The sequence below is a fragment of the Psychrobacter sp. YP14 genome (genome assembly GCF_003209315.1).
GTDB lineage: Bacteria > Pseudomonadota > Gammaproteobacteria > Pseudomonadales > Moraxellaceae > Psychrobacter > Psychrobacter raelei.
In genome coordinates, this window is sequence record NZ_CP029789.1 from 98,804 (window position 1) to 117,920 (window position 19,117).

At 46.3% G+C, this 19,117-nt stretch carries 16 protein-coding genes; 10 read left to right on the plus strand and 6 right to left on the minus strand.

Annotated features, from left to right (window positions below; genetic code table 11):
- Positions 1-440: 440 nt before the first annotated feature.
- From DLE54_RS00415 to DLE54_RS00435, 5 genes are all read right to left on the minus strand, one after another.
- Positions 441-1,472, minus strand: coding sequence for a formylglycine-generating enzyme family protein (locus tag DLE54_RS00415; protein ID WP_162617727.1), 1,032 nt, complete (start codon positions 1,470-1,472; stop codon positions 441-443).
- 235 nt (positions 1,473-1,707) lie between these two features.
- Positions 1,708-1,989 (minus strand): DUF2798 domain-containing protein, encoded by a 282-nt coding sequence (locus DLE54_RS00420; protein ID WP_110815891.1) that lies wholly within the window; start codon positions 1,987-1,989, stop codon positions 1,708-1,710.
- Between the two features lie 530 nt (positions 1,990-2,519).
- A complete protein-coding gene (locus DLE54_RS00425; protein WP_110815892.1) occupies positions 2,520-3,146 on the minus strand; it encodes a VRR-NUC domain-containing protein in 627 nt (208 codons plus the stop codon).
- 152 nt (positions 3,147-3,298) lie between these two features.
- Positions 3,299-5,953, minus strand: a complete 2,655-nt coding sequence (locus tag DLE54_RS00430; RefSeq protein ID WP_110815893.1) for an ABC transporter permease — start codon at positions 5,951-5,953, stop codon at positions 3,299-3,301.
- Between the two features lie 236 nt (positions 5,954-6,189).
- Positions 6,190-6,939: an SDR family oxidoreductase gene (locus DLE54_RS00435; RefSeq protein WP_227535344.1), complete on the minus strand. Its 750-nt coding sequence runs from the start codon at positions 6,937-6,939 to the stop codon at positions 6,190-6,192.
- Positions 6,940-7,286: 347 nt separating this feature from the next.
- On the opposite strand from DLE54_RS00435, the gene DLE54_RS00440 reads away from it, so the two are divergent.
- From DLE54_RS00440 to DLE54_RS00460, 5 genes are all read left to right on the plus strand, one after another.
- On the plus strand, positions 7,287-7,862 hold the full coding sequence (locus DLE54_RS00440) for a TerD family protein (protein ID WP_011959371.1): 576 nt from the start codon (positions 7,287-7,289) through the stop codon (positions 7,860-7,862).
- A 154-nt stretch (positions 7,863-8,016) separates the two neighbouring features.
- Positions 8,017-9,105 (plus strand): DUF475 domain-containing protein, encoded by a 1,089-nt coding sequence (locus DLE54_RS00445; protein ID WP_011959372.1) that lies wholly within the window; start codon positions 8,017-8,019, stop codon positions 9,103-9,105.
- A gap of 300 nt (positions 9,106-9,405) precedes the next feature.
- Positions 9,406-9,981, plus strand: a complete 576-nt coding sequence (locus DLE54_RS00450) for a TerD family protein (RefSeq protein WP_011959373.1) — start codon at positions 9,406-9,408, stop codon at positions 9,979-9,981.
- An 89-nt stretch (positions 9,982-10,070) separates the two neighbouring features.
- Positions 10,071-10,823, plus strand: a complete 753-nt coding sequence (locus tag DLE54_RS00455) for a TIGR00266 family protein (protein ID WP_011959374.1) — start codon at positions 10,071-10,073, stop codon at positions 10,821-10,823.
- Positions 10,824-10,879: 56 nt separating this feature from the next.
- Positions 10,880-11,497, plus strand: a complete 618-nt coding sequence (locus DLE54_RS00460) for a TerD family protein (RefSeq protein ID WP_011959375.1) — start codon at positions 10,880-10,882, stop codon at positions 11,495-11,497.
- Between the two features lie 143 nt (positions 11,498-11,640).
- Here DLE54_RS00460 and DLE54_RS00465 read toward each other — a convergent pair whose 3' ends face one another.
- Positions 11,641-12,879, minus strand: a complete 1,239-nt coding sequence (locus DLE54_RS00465; RefSeq protein ID WP_110815895.1) for a TerD family protein — start codon at positions 12,877-12,879, stop codon at positions 11,641-11,643.
- Between the two features lie 312 nt (positions 12,880-13,191).
- Between DLE54_RS00465 and DLE54_RS00470 the strand changes: the two genes are divergently transcribed.
- From DLE54_RS00470 to DLE54_RS00490, 5 genes are all read left to right on the plus strand, one after another.
- On the plus strand, positions 13,192-14,310 hold the full coding sequence (locus DLE54_RS00470; protein ID WP_110815896.1) for an ATP-grasp domain-containing protein: 1,119 nt from the start codon (positions 13,192-13,194) through the stop codon (positions 14,308-14,310).
- A gap of 141 nt (positions 14,311-14,451) precedes the next feature.
- Positions 14,452-15,732 (plus strand): phosphoribosyltransferase domain-containing protein, encoded by a 1,281-nt coding sequence (locus DLE54_RS00475; protein WP_110815897.1) that lies wholly within the window; start codon positions 14,452-14,454, stop codon positions 15,730-15,732.
- Positions 15,733-15,734: 2 nt separating this feature from the next.
- Complete coding sequence (locus tag DLE54_RS00480; protein ID WP_110815898.1) at positions 15,735-16,589, plus strand: HAD hydrolase family protein; 855 nt, start codon at positions 15,735-15,737, stop codon at positions 16,587-16,589.
- Between the two features lie 118 nt (positions 16,590-16,707).
- Entirely contained in the window at positions 16,708-17,907 is a 1,200-nt protein-coding gene (locus DLE54_RS00485) for a cysteine protease StiP family protein (protein ID WP_110815899.1), read from the plus strand.
- 84 nt (positions 17,908-17,991) lie between these two features.
- Positions 17,992-19,092, plus strand: a complete 1,101-nt coding sequence (locus tag DLE54_RS00490) for an HpcH/HpaI aldolase/citrate lyase family protein (RefSeq protein ID WP_413775363.1) — start codon at positions 17,992-17,994, stop codon at positions 19,090-19,092.
- The last annotated feature ends 25 nt before the right edge of the window (positions 19,093-19,117 follow it).

The window sequence follows — 19,117 nt, forward strand, 5'->3', positions numbered from 1 at the left end:
ACCGGTATCGCAGCCAGTTAGTTAGCCCAGTGACCAGTAGCGCACAACCTAGCATGAATGGGGCTGTTTTATTTATCATTGTTTTATGCGGCATTATCTCACCTCATCCTATCCATTTAATACAGTGAATTGAGCCCAAACCTGGCAGCGGACAACTGAGTCAATACATTTTTTAATACAGAATGTTCTAATACAGAGAAAGCCTCGCAAACTCACTGCTGTGTTAGGTTTGGGTTAACTTATCTAAAACTGTAAGCGATAGGCAGTAACAAATAAAGTCACATTATGTGTGCGCGTACTACGTTTTGTAAGAAGGGCTTTAAATTAAGATTAGAGAGGGTGGGGTAAGGGTAAGTAGCGAAAGAAAATGCCTGATACTGATTCACAAAGCCAGTCAAATCCCTCTATTATTAGTCTTAAATTTAAAGCATTGCAATAATTTACCCCGCACAGCGAAACCCAATATGACGATGACCTCGATCAGGCAGATTAGAAAACCCTTGTCGATGGGTGGCAGTTAGAGTATCGGCATTGGCATCATAAATATAATCGCCACCCCGCGTTACTCTCTCACCTAAGCTGTCTGGTGACTCACGGCCATCATTTGCATCATAAGGATAGGGGCGTAGTAGGGAGGACGTCCATTCTGCCTGTGAACCGCTCATATCCAGTGCCCCAAACGGCGACACCCCAGCAGGACGACTGCCTACCACACTGGTCACGCCGGTCTGCCCTGATACAAACACACGGCTATCTTGATTATGACCAACAGGCGCATCATTGCCCCACGGATACAAGCGCCCATCCGTACCACGCGCCGCCGCTTCCCATTCAGCCTCTGATGGCAAATGTCCGCCACGCCACGCACAATACGCACGTGCGCCAGACCATGTCGTCTCGGTCACTGGGTGATTGGCATAGCCATCATTGGTCACAAATTTGCCCTCTTGATAACCGATACGTGCCTGCGCATCATCAAGCGCAATAATCGGATATAGACCGCCGCCACGCTCCTCTTCCATCAGCAGCTCAACACTGGCAAGCGGCATATCGGCACGAGTCGCCTCACCGCCCACAAAGCTATTATCGACAGGGATATCAAGCGCATTCAAAAACTCAGCAAAGGCGGCATTGGTCACCTCAGTGCGATCGATTTTGAAGGCAGGTAAGGTAACGGTATGCGCAGGCGCCTCTATGGCTGGGCCGTCATCTCGCCCGATGATGTAGCTACCTGCTGGCACGCTCACCATATTTTGCACCGCTTGCATCGATACAGGTGCGGACTCGCTGCTAAAGGGGATGGTATTTGAGCGGATAAAGGTTGGCGGCTGCTCATTTGCGCTTGTGCTTTTACGGGTATTGCCACTGGATTCACTTTGCACTGAGGAAGTAGCTGCCGAATTATTCGGCGCAGAGCAAGCGGTCAAACTGGCAAGCAGCCCCGCCGTAAGCAGGGCAGTAGGCACACTCATAGGTGCTATAGACTGGGATGTTATAGACTTTATTTTGCTTAGACAGCAAACAAAAGATTGACCAGACGCAGGGCTAGGCATAACAACGACTCCTTGTATTAGATGCAGCCAAATAAAAATAAATAAAACAGCTCCCCTTTAACATAACACAATGAGCCCAAATGCGTTTTGTAAAAATTTGGCACTTTGTCAAAGCGCTTGTTAACGCCTATTCATTGGTTATACGAATAACCCATTACTCATCCGAATAAAAGTCAATACGGCTTAGCAGCAGATCTTGAATCACATATGCTGCAAAATAAGCACACGGCCACGCAATAATAAAAGAGGTGCCCCATGAGGACAGCACTTCTGCAAAGAAGCCGTCAAACCAGCCTCTGTTTAGATATGTCAAAATCAAAGAAATCAAGCAAGACATAAACAGCCCCATAAGGGCGGTAAATATCAAACGATAATACTTTCTATGAATACGCAGCTTAGAGGATGGATCAGATGACGGTTTTGAGTGATTAGCCATAAACTACCTTCCATATGATGATACGTATGAAACGCTTGTAAGCGTAGGGTTGTAATGATTATTTATGGGGGTGAATTTAAAAAAAGCATGGCGATTAGCGTTACAGTGTGTGTCTTTGTTTTATCATTCTCTAACCTCATGTGTCTTTGATTGATCCATTAGCGCAGATAAGCAAACCCATCAAAAAACGCCTTCTATAAGCTATAGAAGGCGTTTTGGTTTGGGATAGGCGTATATTTGAGGGTCTAAGAGTTGGTAGCTATTTCCTGCTTTACGCTACTATCTGCCAGTCTGAACAGGGCAGTGGGCTCAGCTTGTGGCGTCGCTTGCTTCGCGCGCCGCCTCAAACCTGACCACTGCATCCTGTTCAACCTGTCAGTATATCCGCTTCAATCAGGGCTAAATCTTATCTTCTAGTGTGAGTATCTATGTTAATCAGAATTTCTCTTACAGGCTTAGTAAAATCAATGTAAATTATATTTTACAGTTTAATAATAGATTTATATTTTCATAGTATAAAACAACCTACATTAAAGAGGTTTAATTATTTTTAATACAGAAATATCGTTACCTAAAACATCTATTAGCATAGGAATAGTTTTTATCTGGCTTTTATGAAGCTTGTCGGTTGTTTTAACTTCTACAAGCTTTACTTCCGAGTCTCTAACTAAAGTAAGATCTGGCCAGCCTTTACGATAACTATAGGGATCTTCAGAAAATTTACGTATTAAATTAATAAAAGTATCAATATCTAAAGCATCGAATAAAGCTAAGCCAACTTCGAGAGATAAGCCATTATCCATACCTATAGTTTTCAATGCAGCAATAATTTCTGCTAAGTTCTTTGTGAATGTAGACTTAGATATACCTTTAATTGAAAATAAGATTTTATCAATATGATTTTCATGAATAGTTAGCTGTGCTTCTAGGAATCTAGTACAAGCATCATTCCTAGAATTAAATGTATTAAGTCTTGTTAGCTCATCAAGTATTAATGCTTTCATTGTGTTTTGAAACATATAACCTTCATTATATGTGCCTACATAACCTTGTTTTATAAAGTATTCTAAGGCTGCTTTCTCAGGCGAGCCCTCAAAATGAAGCTTTAATATATCTATTCCTAATTGCATATTGATACACTGTTTTTCAATTGACATTACTACAGCCTTTTCAAAAGTTGTTATTATATTTTATATTATTAATATATCCTGAACTGTATTCATACCTACTTCTAGTTAGGATAATGTGCCTCTATTTGATTCTATATGTTGCAATAATCAATAAATAAATAGAAACAGAAGACTTATCACTAAACCATCCCTCTCACTCTCGCCATAATCCCACGTCCAATCACCAAGCGCACATAACTCACCGCAATAATCAATAACATCGCGACCAGCATCACCGCACCAAGCCCAAAGCTTGCCCACGGCACACTAAAGCGCAGATTAAACCATTCAGTAATCAGCACATACGCCGTACCACTGGCAAGCACCACCGCAAACACGCCAGCACTCACCCCAAGTAGGCCAATCTCCAGCATGTTAATTTTGTACAAATCTGCCGTCTGCATCCCCAATAATCGAAATGAAGCGCTATCACGCAAACGGTCTTGAGACGTAGACAGCAGTGAGGTAATGAGCACCATAATACCGGTAATAATCGCCAGTAGCGTAAACACCTGCACCAGACGGCTCATTTGACTGACGTAACCTTGTACCTGTTTAGCAATGGCGCCACCATCTATCGTGGTAATGGCGGGGAACTTGCGGGCAAGATCAGTTTGTAATTGCGGAATTTGCGCACTGTCAACTCTGGCAGTGGCAAACTGAATTTGCGGCGCATCGGCCAGCACTTCAGGCTGAAATAAAAAGTAGAAGAAGGGGCTTGGGCCACGCTCATAGCGCTCCCGAATACTGGTGATTTGACCGACAATCTCGATACCTTGAATGTTAAAAGCCACCTGATCACCTAGGCCCACATTTAAAAGCTTGGCTGCACCATCTAAGATGGACAAGGGCACCACACCTGCCTCAGTGGCCATCTTATCAAGTGGCGCATACAGCTGATTGGGATGAACCGCATCGGTAATAAACTCCGTCTCCATCACTGAATCGGCATAGCTTAAATTAAATACCCGAGTGGGGTCATCGCCCTCGCTTTGTGGTACGACAATATCGGCTGCAGGCACGCCGCCGGCCTCACTGACGCGGGCACGCACCACTGGATAATAGGTGATGGGCGCTTTAATCATACTGTCTAGCGCTGAGTGCTGGTCACTTTGGATATCGAGAAAAAATAAGTTAGGCGCATCCTTTGGATAAGCCTTAACAAACTGGGTATTTAGGCTGTCATTAAGCAGAGTAATCATCGACAGTACCGACACCGATAGCGCTAAGGTCACAAAGAACAGTCCGGACTGATTGCCTTTACGTGATAAATTGTGCACGGCCGTGCGCACCATCCAGCCGCTTTTTTTGCCAAATAAGCCATTGCTGGCAAGCGTTGCCAACAGCCACAACCAGCCTTTACCTATCAGCCAAAAGCTGGCAGCCAGCAGCATCATACCACCCAGTACTTGTAGCCCATTTAATAATGAGCCAAATTCATAGGCCATTAGCCCAAAGCTTGCCAGCAACACCAAACCATACCAATAAATCGGAGGATGCTGACGGCTGTTAGTGGTGGCTTGCTTTAAGACAGCAGATGGCTTGGTGTGCATGACCGAATAAAGACTGTGCTGCACTACCAATAAGGTAATGACTAGGGCAACTATGCTGATTTTTATCAAGCTAATCAGCTTGATCGACAGATTTACATCCGGCGGCAGTATGGCGGTCAGATATTGAGCCCCAACTTTTAGCATACCCAAGCTTAAGAGGCCTGAGACGAGACAAGCCAACACCGCCATGGCAATGAATACACGGTAGTAGCTGTGCTTGATGTCGCTAATAGATTCGCCTAGAGCACGGCGTATGGCATTGGCATTTTGCTGTAAACTCACAAAAGCTTTGACCACACTTAGTAGCGCCACCGCGGATAAAAACAGCACCGCGATGACCAGCAGTTTTAAGAACATCAGCACATTATCGGACACTTGGGTCACTGAGGTATCCGCCTCATTGGCATCGGTAATCTTAACCTCTGAGGTGTCGCCCAATAGCGCCTCAAGCTGTTGTCTTTCATTAACAATGGCCGGTTCAGAGCCGGCAAGTTCAATCTGATAATCGACTCGGCTGCGTTGTCCCATTAGACCAGTAATGGCCAAATCAGTATCGGCCATCAGTACCCGTGCCCCAAACCCAAAGGCAGTCAACGGGCGATCTGGCTCAGTGACCAGTTCATCGGCTATGGTAAATAATCCCTCTCCAATCTTGACCGTATCGCCTATCTTAAGATGAAGCCCAGTCAATACTTGGGTCTCGACCACCACGCTATGCGGGGTCAGCTGTTGCCACAAGGGTTTGCCCGAGGCCAGCTCCACCTCACCATACAAGGGATAGTCTGAAGATACGGCTTTAATACGGGCAAGGAGGGTATCTGCTGCAGACTCAGCAGCGGCGTGATGGATAACTTGATTTTGGGTGAGCGTCTGAGCAGCCTTTGGCTCAGATACACTCGAGATCATGGCATTAAACTGATAATCGTAGACCACTTTTTGGTCAGCAGACTGCGCCTCAAACTGCTCAACATTTTGTAAAACTTGTGGTGTCCACGCCTGCTTGCTCTCCAAGATCAAGTCACCACCGACCAAAGCGCGCTGATTGTCAGTCACGTAATCACGTACTGATTGCTGAATAGAGTCGAGGGTCAGGTAGGTCGATAGTGACAGCACCATGGCCAATAAAAACAGCAATGGATATATCCAGCTGCGCCACCAACTGCGCTGTACAGATTTGCTACCTAGGTTGTTATAAGGGTTTAACGGCTTTGAGGATGGCGTCGGCGTGGTGTGTGAGGTCATAAGGGCGCAACTGATTATCTATTGAGGAGATTATGGGTTATAAAATAAGGCGTCGTAACACTATGCTAGCTAATTTAACACCTAACGTCAGTGGCTTTATTACAGCCAAAGCAGTGTAAGGGTGACAGACTGTATTAATTTGTTGAATGACCGCCGCTTATTAACTGCCGAGCTATGATTTTTCTCAGTTAGCATTGCTGTAAGTCATCATTGTTCTAAGTTAGCATCTCTCTAAGTTACCAGGCGATGGTTTTACCAGCCCAATCGATAAAGCAGCCGGTGTCCTCTACCGTTAATTCATTCAACACTTTTAGTAGATGCCTTGCACACGCATCAGGCGTAAATAGTTTGTCTTTGGCCACATTGGCCTGAAAGGGCTTGGATAAAGGGGTATCAACCGTGCCTGGCTGAATGACAGCGACGCAAACATTTTTTAGCGTGCGCTGCCATTCAATGGATAGGGTCTTCATACCCATGTTTAATGCCGCTTTGCTCATTCGATAGCTATACCAGCCGCCTAATTCATTCTCACTGATACTGCCCACTCGTGCTGAAATAGTGGCATAAATAGCCGGATGCAATTCACTGGGGGTGCCCGCTTTTAATAAGGGTTTAATGTGTTTAGCAATCAATAAGCTGGGTAGGGCATTGAGCGTCATGTTCTGTAAAAAAAACTCTGCATCAAGCTGCCTTACGGCTTTTTCAGGTTGATTGGTATCTGTATGCAATAAGCCTACGGCATTGATGACCCAGTCGATATGCTGTGTTTGACGGTTGATATCAGCAATTGCCTGTTTAATACTGCCCTCTTCTCGGACATCCATGTTAAGCCATACCACCTTATCTGTCGTATTTGTATCAGGCTTATGGCGGTGATAAGTGGCAAATATTTTTGTGACTTTATGGTCGGTACAGAGCCGTTCAAGGAGTGCTTTGCCTATGCCACTGGTGCCACCGATAAGTAGAATATTTTTGTTATAGCTCATGAGCATCAGCATCCCGATAAAAACTTAAACTGTACTACAGTATCAGGCATTTTGTTGGCCTAAATTTGGTTTAGCCAACAGTTAACGCTAGAGGGTATTAGAGCCTACCATGTGGTGACAGTGGGGGCTATATTATTAATTTAAATTGTATTATTTAGTTAGCATTTAAGCTTATTAGCCTTGCTTATTGAGCCCTTAAAACGTTACGATAGGCCATCATAAAGCGTGCACTGAGCCTGTGGCTTGCCGTTGGGCACAGACCCATCTATCAGACCCAGTATCAGGGGCATTAGGCTTAGTGCAAAGATAATTACTGATAATAAACGACAGTATATAAGGATATGGTTATGGCGTTATCGTTAAGTAAAGGCGGGAACTTATCCCTGACAAAAACTGACCCTAATTTAAACAAACTTTTAGTTGGATTAGGCTGGGATGAAAGAGCGACATCAGGTGCTGAGTTTGACTTGGATGCCAGCGTATTTTTGTTAAATAATACAGGACGTGTGCGCGGCGATCATGACTTCATCTTTTATAACCAATTAAAGTCAGACAACGGCGCCGTTGAACACACCGGTGATAACCGTACTGGGGAAGGTGATGGTGATGATGAGGTGATCAAAGTAGATCTGTCTCGCCTGCCTGCAGATGTGGACAAGGTGGTGGTAACCGTCACCATTCATGACGCCCAAGTACGCAATCAAAACTTTGGCCAAGTTGCCAACGCCTTTATCCGTGTGGTCAATGAAGAGACGGGCGTAGAGGTGGTTCGTTTTGATTTGGCTGAGGATTATTCTGTTGAAACAGCCATGGTGTTTGGTGAAGTATATCGGCATAATAACGAGTGGAAATTCCGCGCCGTCGGACAAGGTTATTCCGGCGGTTTACAAGCGATGTGTCAAAACTATGGTGTTGTAATCTGAACCCATTATCATGGTTAGATTATAGGTGGGTAGAGATACGCACCCTGAAACCCCTTTATGCGCTTCATATAAGCGCATAAAGGGGTCACTTGGACGCCTATCTTTAGGTTGAAGAACCTAGTACAGACAATAAGCTTTTACGACAGGATAGGTAATGAGACATTTTTATTTCGATTTTATTTTTACAACGCTTGCCCTAATAGTGGCCGCCTGGTGGGGCTACTCGCATGGCGGTATGGGCGGGCTGATCTCTGCTTTATCCATTACGGCTATTTTGGCAGTGATGGAAATCTCTTTATCTTTTGATAATGCGGTGGTCAACGCCTCAGTGCTTAAGCATTGGGACAAGTTTTGGAAAATGATATTTTTAACCGTCGGTATTTTAATCGCGGTATTTGGTATGCGTCTGGTGTTCCCTATTGTTATTGTGGCAGTGACCGCTGACATGGGTATGATGGATGTTATCAATCTAGCTTTATACAACCCAACAGAGTACTCAGCCAAATTGATGGCGCACCATGCAGAGATTTCCGCCTTTGGTGGCATGTTCTTACTACTGGTGTTCTTAAACTTCTTGTTTGATGACAAAGACGTGCACTGGTTTGATTGGTTAGAAAGACGTTTGGCGAAGTTTGGTGAGGTGGATGCCATGAGCGTGTTTGTGGCGCTCGCTATTTTAATGATTTCATTGTCTTGGGTTCATGAAGAACAAACCCTAGCGGTGTTAATAGCCGGTGTCTGGGGTATCTTAGTGTACCTAGGTGTTCAAGTGGTCTCAGGTATGCTTGAGGGCGACTTAGAAGAAGCTGAAGAAGCGTTAGAAGATGGCACCGTTGCCAACTCAAGTAACGGTTCAGGCAACGTGGGTAGCGCAGTGATGAAGGGCGGTATTGCCGGATTCTTATATCTTGAAGTGCTGGATGCGTCTTTTAGTTTCGATGGCGTTATTGGTGCGTTTGCCATTACCAATGATGTGATTATCATCATGTTGGGTCTGGCCATCGGTGCCATGTTCGTGCGTTCAATGACCATCTTTTTGGTCGAAAAAGGGACGCTTGATGAGTTCGTTTATCTTGAACACGGTGCGCATTATGCCATTGGGGCACTAGCTGTGATTATGCTGCTGTCTATGAAGTTCCACGTGCCAGAGATTGTAACTGGTCTAATTGGTATTGCCTTTATTGCTTGGGCAGTTGTGGCTTCTATTAGATTTAAAAAGCTGGAGCAAGCGGGCAAAATCTAGGCGCTTTGTTTGAGTAGAGGTAATGGATCGATAAGTGATAGACACCCAAAACATGGATGCCATGAAGCGCAATAAAGACGGCTTTATAACAGGGTCTAACAGCCCTTTAGGGTTTTGGTAAATCGTCTTGCTTATCGGCCAGTCAGTTAGTATAGTTAACGAGAGTTTCGGCTCTCGTTTTTTAATGTCTACCGTTTGAGTACTTTGAATGCGGGCAGCATCACACGTGAGCGAAGTGAATCCTTATTAATAAGCGATAACAAATTAAATAACCCCTAAACAACAATAAAGGACAATATCATGGCTATTAGCTTAACCAAAGGCGGCAACGTTAACTTATCAAAAGAAGCCCCTGGTCTTACCAATATCACCATCGGCTTAGGCTGGGATCCACGCGCCACAGACGGCCAAGACTTCGATCTAGATGCCATCGCCTTTTTATTAAACGATGCAGGTAAAGTACGTAACGACCAAGACTTTATCTTCTTTAACAACCTAAAATCAGGTGATGGCTCAGTTGAGCACACAGGCGACAACCGCACGGGTGAAGGTGATGGTGATGATGAAGCCATCAAAGTAGACCTAACTCGTGTGCCTAGCGATGTGTCTAAAATTGCGGTGTGTGCCATTATCTATGAAGGTCAAGCCCGCAATCAAAACTTCGGTCAAGTAGCCGATGCCTTTATTCGTGTAGTGAATGACAATGGCGCGACTGAAATTGCTCGCTTTGATCTATCAGAAGATGGCAGCACCGAAACCGCTATGATTTTTGGTGAAATCTATCGCCACAACGGTGAGTGGAAATTCCGTGCAGTCGGTCAAGGTTTCAGCGGTGGTCTAGGTCCATTAGCGGCCTCTTATGGTGTTGCGGTTTAATACACGAGTCAGCAGATAGATAAACGCTTAGAGGGGTGTCTGCCTGTCTAAGCCAATTGAGTAAAAGAACGGCGTAAAAGGACAGTATCATGGCGGCAACCTTTAGTCTCATTGGCACAATTGAGCCATTTTTACATTGTAATTTAAAGCCTGGCGACTCTATTTATTGTGAAGCCAATGCGATGGTTATGATGGAGAATAATCTTGAGCTAAAGGGTAAGTTGCAAGGCGGTCTGATGCAGTCTTTGATGCGCCGATTTGCCAATGATGAATCACTGTTTCAACAAGAGATTGCTGCCACAAATGGGGAAGGGGACTGCTTATTGGCCCCCACCTTAGATGGTGACATGCAGATTTTGGATATTGGCCCTCAGCAATATACATTAAGTGATGGCGCCTTTGTGGCAGCTACCCGAGAGGTTGAAGTAAAGGCCAATATTCAGCGCAACTTAGGTGGTGCGGTATTCGGTGATACCGGCGGATTTGTGGTGATGCAGACCCAAGGCCAAGGTCAGCTGGTGGTCTCAGGCTTTGGCTCTTTATTTGAGATTGAGGTGACGCCCGGCAAAGATGTGGTCATCGACAATGGTCATGTGGTGTGCTGGGACTCTAATCTGCAGTACAGTTTATCGGTCTCAACCAGTAAGAAAAAAGGCTTTATGAGTAATATCATCAACTCCGTCACCAGTGGCGAGGGGATGGTGCTAAATTTCTCAGGTCAAGGTAAGGTCATCATCTGTTCACGTAACCGAGACACCTATCGAGGCTGGGTACAAAGCATTTTGGGCAGTAGCTCAGGCGGACGCGGTGGCAGTGGCGGATTTTTAGATAATATTTTATAACGCCGACATTTACAGCCATCACGCCTGCATAAATTCATATATCAAGGATAAGTAACATGGCAGTTAATCTGCAAAAAGGACAAAAGATTTCACTGAGCAAAGAAGCCGGTGGTACGCTAACTCAAATTAAAATGGGCCTAGGCTGGGATGTTGCCGGCTCTGCTGCCCCTGCAAAAAAAGGCGGCTTTTTAGGCGCATTATTTGGTGGCGGTGGGTCAGGCGGCGGTGACAGCATTGATCTGGATGCTTCATGCATTATGTTTGATGATAACAAGCAGCCAGTTGATGCCATCTGGTTCAATCAACTGCGCTCTAAAGATGGCAGTATCTTGCACACCGGTGACAACCGCACGGGTGCCGGTGATGGTGATGATGAGGTCATTAATGTGGATTTGAGCAAAATCCCAGCCCATGTCAAGTCATTGGTGTTCACGGTCAATAGCTTTACCGGTCAGAACTTCTCTACCGTTGAAAACGCTTATTGCCGTATCGTCGATGCAGGTAACAATGCTGAGGTGGCGCGCTATAACTTATCCTCTCAAGGCAATCATACCGCTATGATTATGGCTAAAGTCTATCGCCATAATGGTGAGTGGAAGATGCACGCCATTGGTGAAGTGGCCAGTGGCCGCACCTTTAATGACTTAATGCCAGCGATTACCCCTCACGCCTAATTATTGGTGCCCAAACTCAACCCATGTCTAAAGCTAGGGTCGGGCACTATAGATAACCCATAACTTATGCTAACTGATAAAAAAACGCTGACCTAGGTCAGCGTTTTTTTATGTCACAAGTAGAGCAGGCGCCGCAACTGACTTTATTTGCGAGCTCGCTTCCAGTTAAAGCCCCAACCAAAGGCTTCATCCATCTGCTGATGGCCGGAGAAATAGCGGTTAATACGCTCCACATTAATACTGCCATTTTGGTTCATTAACCGAGCAACGGCACACATGCCTGAGGCGTTATTGCCCTCCGTCATCCGCGTCTCAATAGGCGGTTGGTCGGGGACATAAATGGTGACTGTGCCATCGGTTTGTGCCCAGTTGGGTGCCCCTTCGTAGATAAAGGCGAAGATAAACACCTCTTTGATATCGCTCCAGCGAGCACCATTGATATCGAGCCATTCACCGTCTAGGCTTTGGCCGGTGCGGTCATCGCCGCGCAGTAACACATAAGGCGCTCTTTGAAGATCACCAAATCGGCCGCCGAGTGCCTGAATTAAGGTGCGCTCGCCATTATTTAGGTGCACCATCGCACCAACATCAAGGTCTATACCGGTTGATTTTGCGGCAAACAAATCGTTTAAAAAGCCTTTCTTTTTAACCGCTGTATTAGCTCCGCTAGCGTTCTGGCGATTCCAGTTTAGGTTGACGGTGATTTTGCCAAAATCATCTTTTTTCTTCAGGTTAATACTGGATTGATTTTTGGTCAGGCTGATTTTGGACAAATTAACCGAGCGCGGCGCAGGTGAGCTGGGTGCAGGTGCGCTAATAGGGGGCGGCATTTGTGAGCTTCGGTTCTGAGCCGGTGGCGTTGCTACAGGACTAGGTGCAGGCGCCTCATCAGCGATTTCTACCCCAAAATGCTCAGACAGTGGCTTCAATCCGCCATCAAATCCTTGCGAGATAAATCGAAATTTCCATTGGCCTTGGCGGCGATAGCATTCCCCTAAGATAAGTGCTTTTTCGCTGCGATTGGCACTTTGTACATGGCAGGTCATCAGTACAGTTGTACCTTGGAGCACTTGCAATTGAATATCGCCCAATTGTGATAAAGGCTGATTGCTTGAAAAAGCCAAAGCAATTTTTTGGATAGTTTGTGGTTGCGTAGGTAGGCTGATGTCAAAAAACGCATCAGTATCGTGGCCGCGATGGCTGACACTGCCATCATCGCTGCGGGTCTGACCATAAAACACCATGTCGCCGTCACCGCGCACCTTACCAGTTTCGGCTAAGCGGTAGGCAGCACAATCAATGGGCTGGTCACTTAAAATACGTACACTAATATTATCGGTGGGTAGCGGCGCATTGGCACCGGCAATTAAAGTTTGACTCATAATAACTCTCCATAGAACGAATAAAGGGGGCAGCTTAGCCTTCCTAGCCTACTGTGCTTAAGTTTGGCCATGATTTGTTAAGGCGATGACCAGCTTTGTCTACTTATAATGATTTTGGTACTGTGATAGTAGTCTAGCAGATTTGGCTTTAACGAAAGGCAAATTAAAAAGCAGGTTAAAGGGCAAGCTAAAGGGCGAAGCAAAAGAGAGAATAAACGCATAAAAAAGCGATTATTTATCCTAAAATGTGCCTATAATGCAGCTGTTAAATAGAGGCAGTGAGTCGTTGGTATTTTTATTAAAGGGTTATCTATGTGTCCCTCCACGTTTAGTTGTGCGCCTAGTGTTTGGCTTGCTGAAGGGCAGTCAAGTCAGCGTGATATGCTACAAAGTTTACAGCAATTAAAGCGGCGCAGTATAACGCCATTTGAAGTTATTGCCTCACATCGTTCGCAGCGCCCGGAGATTTTTGAGTTTGCCGATCACGTCTTTATCGAGCCAAGCGTCAAGCAAGAGCAACAAAGCGGTTTGGCGCGCTGGCAGTTTGTGTTACAGCACGCCATTAAGGCCAATACCAAGGTGCTGTTAACAGGTCGCAATAGTATCACTTATGAGGCGCAGCGAGCTCAGTTTGAGCAGGCGGGTATTCGTCTGCTAACGGGCGCCACCTCGACTGAGATGCTACAAAAAATCGATGATAAATTTGCCTTTATGAGTCATTGTCAGGCGCACAACATTGCTGCGGCAGAAGGCTGGCGCTTTGATACAGTAGATGAGCTTAAGCAATTGATTGAGACCCATGGTCATCAGCCGCTTTGTGTGAAGCCAATTAGTGGCATATTTGCCCAAGGGTTTTGGTGTCTAGATACCCATGCTCAAGCCTCATTGGACGTACAGAGCGCAAGCTACGACAGCTTTGAGCATCTGTATTTCACGGATAATCGCAGAATCACCACCTCTGAGTTTATTAGTGCTTATTCTAACAGCGTTATGGTAAAACAGCGGCCGATTCCGATGTTGCTCATGCCTTATTTGCCTGGCAAAGAGTACTCTATTGATGTGGTCTGTGAGCGCGGTGAAGTGTTGGCTGCTGTGACCCGTTATAAGGTCGGCAAGGTACAGCATCTGGGCTATGATGAGTCAGTAATGGCGGTAATTATCCCTTTAATTCGTGCCTTTGGTTGTGACGGTATTGTAAGCGTACAGACCAAGGCTGATGAGGCGGGCAATCACAAAGTGCTTGAGATTAACTCACGTCCTTCAGGGGGTATAGGGTATACCGTACACAGTGGTATCGATTTAACCCAGATCGCCTTTGGCTACTGGCTAGGAGTTGAAGATAAGCCAGATTTGCCGCTCATCACGACACAAATAAAGCCCTGCCAAGTACGCTCTATTATGTGTAGTGTTTTGATTGAGCCCAGCGAGTAGCCATTAAGTGAGTATTCATTAAGCGAGTAGCCCTCGCATAAAATTGATCATTGACAATTTGTAATACCTGACCCATTACGGCGCCGGATGTACGCATCATATAATTCGTGTATTACAGAGCGCCAAAGGAAAGTTTTGACCATGACCTGCGATAGCAAACATCCCCCAACTGATTCACTGTCTTATCAACAAAAGCGGGTAGAGCTGCCCAGAGGCACGCTTGACTTAAGCTATCGGCTAAGTGGTGAGCACAGCTATCAGCTTGATGACCTGCTGGGATTTGCGCAGCGTATTAATCCGAAGCGGGCGTTTTTGTTTGTCTCCAAAGTACTGGGTCGACATATTCCGGTATCGCCTCAGATCATGCGCCAAGCTTTTAGCCATTTGGCTCATACGGTGCCGGATAATTTGCCTGAGCCGATAGTGGTGGTGGGTATGGCTGAGACCGCAGTGGGACTGTCAGCAGGCGTGCATCAAGCGTTACAGGCACGTTATCCCAATGCGCTGCTGCTCAACTCCACCCGTCATGCTCAGCAGCAAGCAAGCCTACTGACCACCTTTAGTGAGGACCATAGCCATGCGAGCACCCATCTGATTTATCAAAGCGATGAGCCGCACATACAGGCGCAGCTAATGGCCAGTAAGACCTTGATTATGGTGGATGATGAAGCCTCAACCGGAAATACTTGTGTCAATGTGGTCAGTGCCTTACGAGAGGCGGGGCTCACTGAGCTTGAGCAGGTACATTTGGTAACTTTGGTGGATTGGTCGTTAGGACAAGCAGACAATGATGACCATATCGCTCTTCGCTTAGAAGGGATAGCCTTTGAGCGTCATCACTTGATGGCTGGCGACTGGCAATGGACCGATGCGCCCGATCCACAGCCGATTACTATGCCCAGTGTCGATACCACTGACGCCGGCAGTCAGCCGCTGTTAGCAACTGGCAACTGGGGGCGTCAACCTACCTTAGACAGCACCGAGGGCTTTGCTCATTTTTTAGCACGCTTTAAGCAGGCTTATCAAAAAGCACGTGGCATTGATGTGGTCAGCGATCCGTTTATTAAGGATAGAGGCACCACTGATAATGCTCAGTCTACGCGAATTTTGGTGCTGGGAAGTAATGAGTTTGTGTGGTTGCCTTTTTTATTGGCAGAGTGGATAGAGCAGCAGGCGCTGATGACATCACAAAGCCGTGCACAGGTGAGCTTTAGCGCTTTGACCCGATCACCGATTGCTTTGGGCGGTGCCATTGACGCAGTACTAAGCTTCCAAGATAATTATGGCCTAGGTATGACCAACTTTGTGTATAACGTGGTCCCTGAGCAGTGGGATATCATTGTGCTGTGTGTCGAGACACCCACTGAGAGTGTCGATGCGCTGTGGCATAACTTAGATAACGTGATTGTGGTGAGTCCCTAACGATGACAATCAATACCCATAGCTTAACGCCCTTTATGCCCGACTCGTTAATCATCAAGCCTTATGCATTGATGGATTTGGATGACACCTTATTTCAGACACAACGAAAAATTGCAGCGTGGCAGCTACCGACTGCTGAGCCACATCATTTGGTATATGCCGCCGTCAATAAACAAGGTGAGCCATTAAGTCTTATGACCCAGCGCCAGCAGCTGTTTTTTAATTGGTTACTCGCAAGTACGGAGCTGATTGTGGTGACAGCTCGTGACCGACATGAGATTAAACGGGTAGTGCTTAACTTTAGCAGCTGGCAAGTGCTGACCCATGGCGCCCTTATCTTACAGCCCTCAGGGGAGCCATTAAAGGCTTGGCAACACCAGATGGGCGCAATATTAGCGCCGCTACAAGCCAAGTTACAGCAGTTAATAGCGATTATTGAGGCGTATAACCACAGACAGCAAGGGCCATTAAGACTGGCGCTGCATCACGATGATTTTGTGGCACCAGGCACTGACTCCAGCGATGACTCATTGAGCGAGATGCTGATTTATTTGGCCATCAAGCATCACCAAAAAGATGCCATGGCGTTACAGCAATTTGGTGAGTGGCTGCTGGCTGAGCACCCCCAGTTGGCCGATGATTTTTATATCCATAGCAATGCCAATAATTTGGCCATATTGCCCAAGGGTATCCATAAACGTCATGCGGTAGCCTACTTGTTTGAGCAGCATTTAGACCACGCTCGCCCTAGCTTTGGCTTTGGCGATAGCTTGGCAGATTTACCTTTTTTGCAGCAGCTTGATTGGTACGGCACCCCCAATCATGGTCAACTTCATGACCACATTCATGTGCTTTAAATACAGCCTATTTTCAATCTACCCTCGCTAACACATCGCCTTGTTTAAACATACTTTTTAAATATAACCGTTTTTAAATATAACCGTTTTTAAATATAAAAGATAAAGCAGCTAAGCTATGGATTTACACAAAACAACGCCGCCATCAGACATTACTTCGTATTGTGGCAGCTATCTGCCAAGCGATGTGACTTTGTTATTAGACATTGTTGATAAGTCGGGTGTTAGGGATGTACCGGTGGCACAAAAAGAGGCGCTGATTCAAAGCGGACAGCAGCATTACTCAGACATGCTGACTTTAGAAAAAGCGCCTTCTGACGCCCATGAGCAGATGTATCAACAGGCGTTACAGCAAGGAAAGTTACGCTTGGCGCAGGATATTGTTCGGCTTAGTACCACTTTAAAAAGCTTGTTTGAGACGCAGACAAATAGCCGGTCTCCACTGATTTTGGTGAGTTTGGTGCGGGCAGGATTGCCGATAGGGGTTTTGCTACAGCGGGCTTTAAGCGATGGTGGCGCACCTTATCATTTGCCCAGTCAGCATTATGGCGTCAGTATTATCCGTGATAGAGGGCTAGATCCGGTGGCCCTCACCAAGATCTTGAGCGCTCACCCCACAAGTCCAATAGTCTTCGTCGATGGCTGGACCGGTAAAGGGGCCATTTATGGTGAGCTGTCACGCAGCTTAAAGGCTTATTTGGATAAGCATTGGACGGCAGATGCAAGCTTTAGCAATGTGTTTCATCAAGGCCGTGGTGTGGTTCCCTTGTTAACCCTTGCTGACCCTGCGGGCGTGGCGTGGTTATCGGCCAGTAATGAGGATTGGCTGATACCTTCAGGTCTGCTTGGCAGTACCGTCTCTGGCCTGATATCACGAACCTTGTATAGCGCCCCCAATCACGACTTAACATCCGGCTTACATCAAAGCGTGATTTATCATGATTTGGCGCATAAAGATCACAGTTTAAGTTTTATCGAGGCCATAGAAGACATGCGCCATCAGCTGCTTTTGCAAAATGCCAACACAACCGCTTTGCCGACTTATGCAGCCCCGCGTTATCATGCGCAGCGTATTATTGAGACGTTGGCCAATCATTATCAGATTAGTAACATCAATCGTATTAAGCCCACCATTGCTGAGGCTACCCGAGCCGTGATGCGGCGTGATCCTGAGCAAGTGTTATTGGCCAGTGCCGATCATCCTGACACGGCATTATTAAGGCATTTGTGTCAACAAAAGGGGGTGGCTGTGACGGTGATTGGCGAGCAGATTTTGCCGTATCAAGCGGTCACCATCATCAAAAAACGTGACCAATAGCCCTGCTACATATCAAAAAAAACCAAATCCTATCGCATAAGCTTTATATCTAATCGCAGTTTTTCTAATCTTAGAGTGTATATCATGACCCCGTTACCCCCTTTAATTACCTCAGGTGTCTCTGACAGTAATGCGCCCAATATCGCTATGAATGAGCCGAATTTTTTGAGCTCAGCAAGTGCCATATCCGAGAGCCCATTGCACCCTTATCAGTTAGGGGCAAGCCTGTACATGCCTGCCACACGCGAGGATGTCTGGGCGGTGATTAGCCGCAGCAAACTGCCAAATTTAGACAGCGTCATTATCTGCTTAGAGGATGCGGTGAGCGAAAGCGATGTGCCTTATGCTTGGAGTAACATACAAAAGCTATTGTCACATTGGGCCAGTGTTCAACAAGATACGCCGCTTAGCGTATCACGCAGTCAGTGTGTAAATCAGATAGATGAGGCCACAGGCATTCAAATATCAGCAGTACAAAAGAGCAATCGACCGCTGGTGTTTATTCGCCCGCGCAATCCGCAGATGCTAATGCAGCTGGCCGCCTTGCCAAACATTAATCTGGTCGATGGCTACGTGCTGCCCAAAGTGGACATGGACAGTCTGTCTAATTGGCGCTTGGCCTGCCAGCAGGTGCAAGAGGACAGTCTATTAATGCCCACCTTAGAGACCGGCCGCTTATTTGATCCGGCACACAATCAGGCCCTAGCCACGGCCTTAGCGCATGCCTTTGATGAGCGGGTATTTGCATTACGCATTGGCGGCAATGATTTATTTTCTGCCCTGCGCTTGCGTCGACCCAGCACTCAGACCATTTATGAGACCCCTGTGGGCACCTTGATGCATCAGCTTATTGGGACTTTTGTGCCACAAGGCTATTATTTGACGGCACCTGTGTGTGAGTACTTCGATAATACCGCTTTGTTTATCCAAGAGCTTGCCACCGATGTCTCACTCGGCTTGGTGGGCAAGACGGTCATTCATCCGGCGCAAATTGCCTTGGTACAGCAGGCTTTTTCGGTATCTACGCGGGTATTAGAGGAGGCGCAAGCTATCTTAGCTCAAGATGCCAAAGCGGTATTTAAACACAACAATACCATGCTCGAGCCTGCCACCCATTATGCTTGGGCAGTACAGACGGTTAAGCGGGCTCAGATATTTGGGGTATTGGCCAATCAGATGTTGTAGGCTGGTGGCAGCGTATGCTTGTAGA

What these genes read in the sequence shown, in the direction of transcription:
- DLE54_RS00415 (WP_162617727.1), bottom strand. Translation starts at nt 1,472, where the DNA reads ATGAGTGTGCCTACTGCCCTGCTTACGGCGGGGCTGCTTGCCAGTTTG.
- DLE54_RS00420 (WP_110815891.1), bottom strand. Translation starts at nt 1,989, where the DNA reads ATGGCTAATCACTCAAAACCGTCATCTGATCCATCCTCTAAGCTGCGT.
- DLE54_RS00425 (WP_110815892.1), bottom strand. Translation starts at nt 3,146, where the DNA reads ATGTCAATTGAAAAACAGTGTATCAATATGCAATTAGGAATAGATATA.
- DLE54_RS00430 (WP_110815893.1), bottom strand. Translation starts at nt 5,953, where the DNA reads ATGACCTCACACACCACGCCGACGCCATCCTCAAAGCCGTTAAACCCT.
- DLE54_RS00435 (WP_227535344.1), bottom strand. Translation starts at nt 6,939, where the DNA reads ATGAGCTATAACAAAAATATTCTACTTATCGGTGGCACCAGTGGCATA.
- DLE54_RS00440 (WP_011959371.1), top strand. Translation starts at nt 7,287, where the DNA reads ATGGCGTTATCGTTAAGTAAAGGCGGGAACTTATCCCTGACAAAAACT.
- DLE54_RS00445 (WP_011959372.1), top strand. Translation starts at nt 8,017, where the DNA reads ATGAGACATTTTTATTTCGATTTTATTTTTACAACGCTTGCCCTAATA.
- DLE54_RS00450 (WP_011959373.1), top strand. Translation starts at nt 9,406, where the DNA reads ATGGCTATTAGCTTAACCAAAGGCGGCAACGTTAACTTATCAAAAGAA.
- DLE54_RS00455 (WP_011959374.1), top strand. Translation starts at nt 10,071, where the DNA reads ATGGCGGCAACCTTTAGTCTCATTGGCACAATTGAGCCATTTTTACAT.
- DLE54_RS00460 (WP_011959375.1), top strand. Translation starts at nt 10,880, where the DNA reads ATGGCAGTTAATCTGCAAAAAGGACAAAAGATTTCACTGAGCAAAGAA.
- DLE54_RS00465 (WP_110815895.1), bottom strand. Translation starts at nt 12,879, where the DNA reads ATGAGTCAAACTTTAATTGCCGGTGCCAATGCGCCGCTACCCACCGAT.
- DLE54_RS00470 (WP_110815896.1), top strand. Translation starts at nt 13,192, where the DNA reads ATGTGTCCCTCCACGTTTAGTTGTGCGCCTAGTGTTTGGCTTGCTGAA.
- DLE54_RS00475 (WP_110815897.1), top strand. Translation starts at nt 14,452, where the DNA reads ATGACCTGCGATAGCAAACATCCCCCAACTGATTCACTGTCTTATCAA.
- DLE54_RS00480 (WP_110815898.1), top strand. Translation starts at nt 15,735, where the DNA reads ATGACAATCAATACCCATAGCTTAACGCCCTTTATGCCCGACTCGTTA.
- DLE54_RS00485 (WP_110815899.1), top strand. Translation starts at nt 16,708, where the DNA reads ATGGATTTACACAAAACAACGCCGCCATCAGACATTACTTCGTATTGT.
- DLE54_RS00490 (WP_413775363.1), top strand. Translation starts at nt 17,992, where the DNA reads ATGACCCCGTTACCCCCTTTAATTACCTCAGGTGTCTCTGACAGTAAT.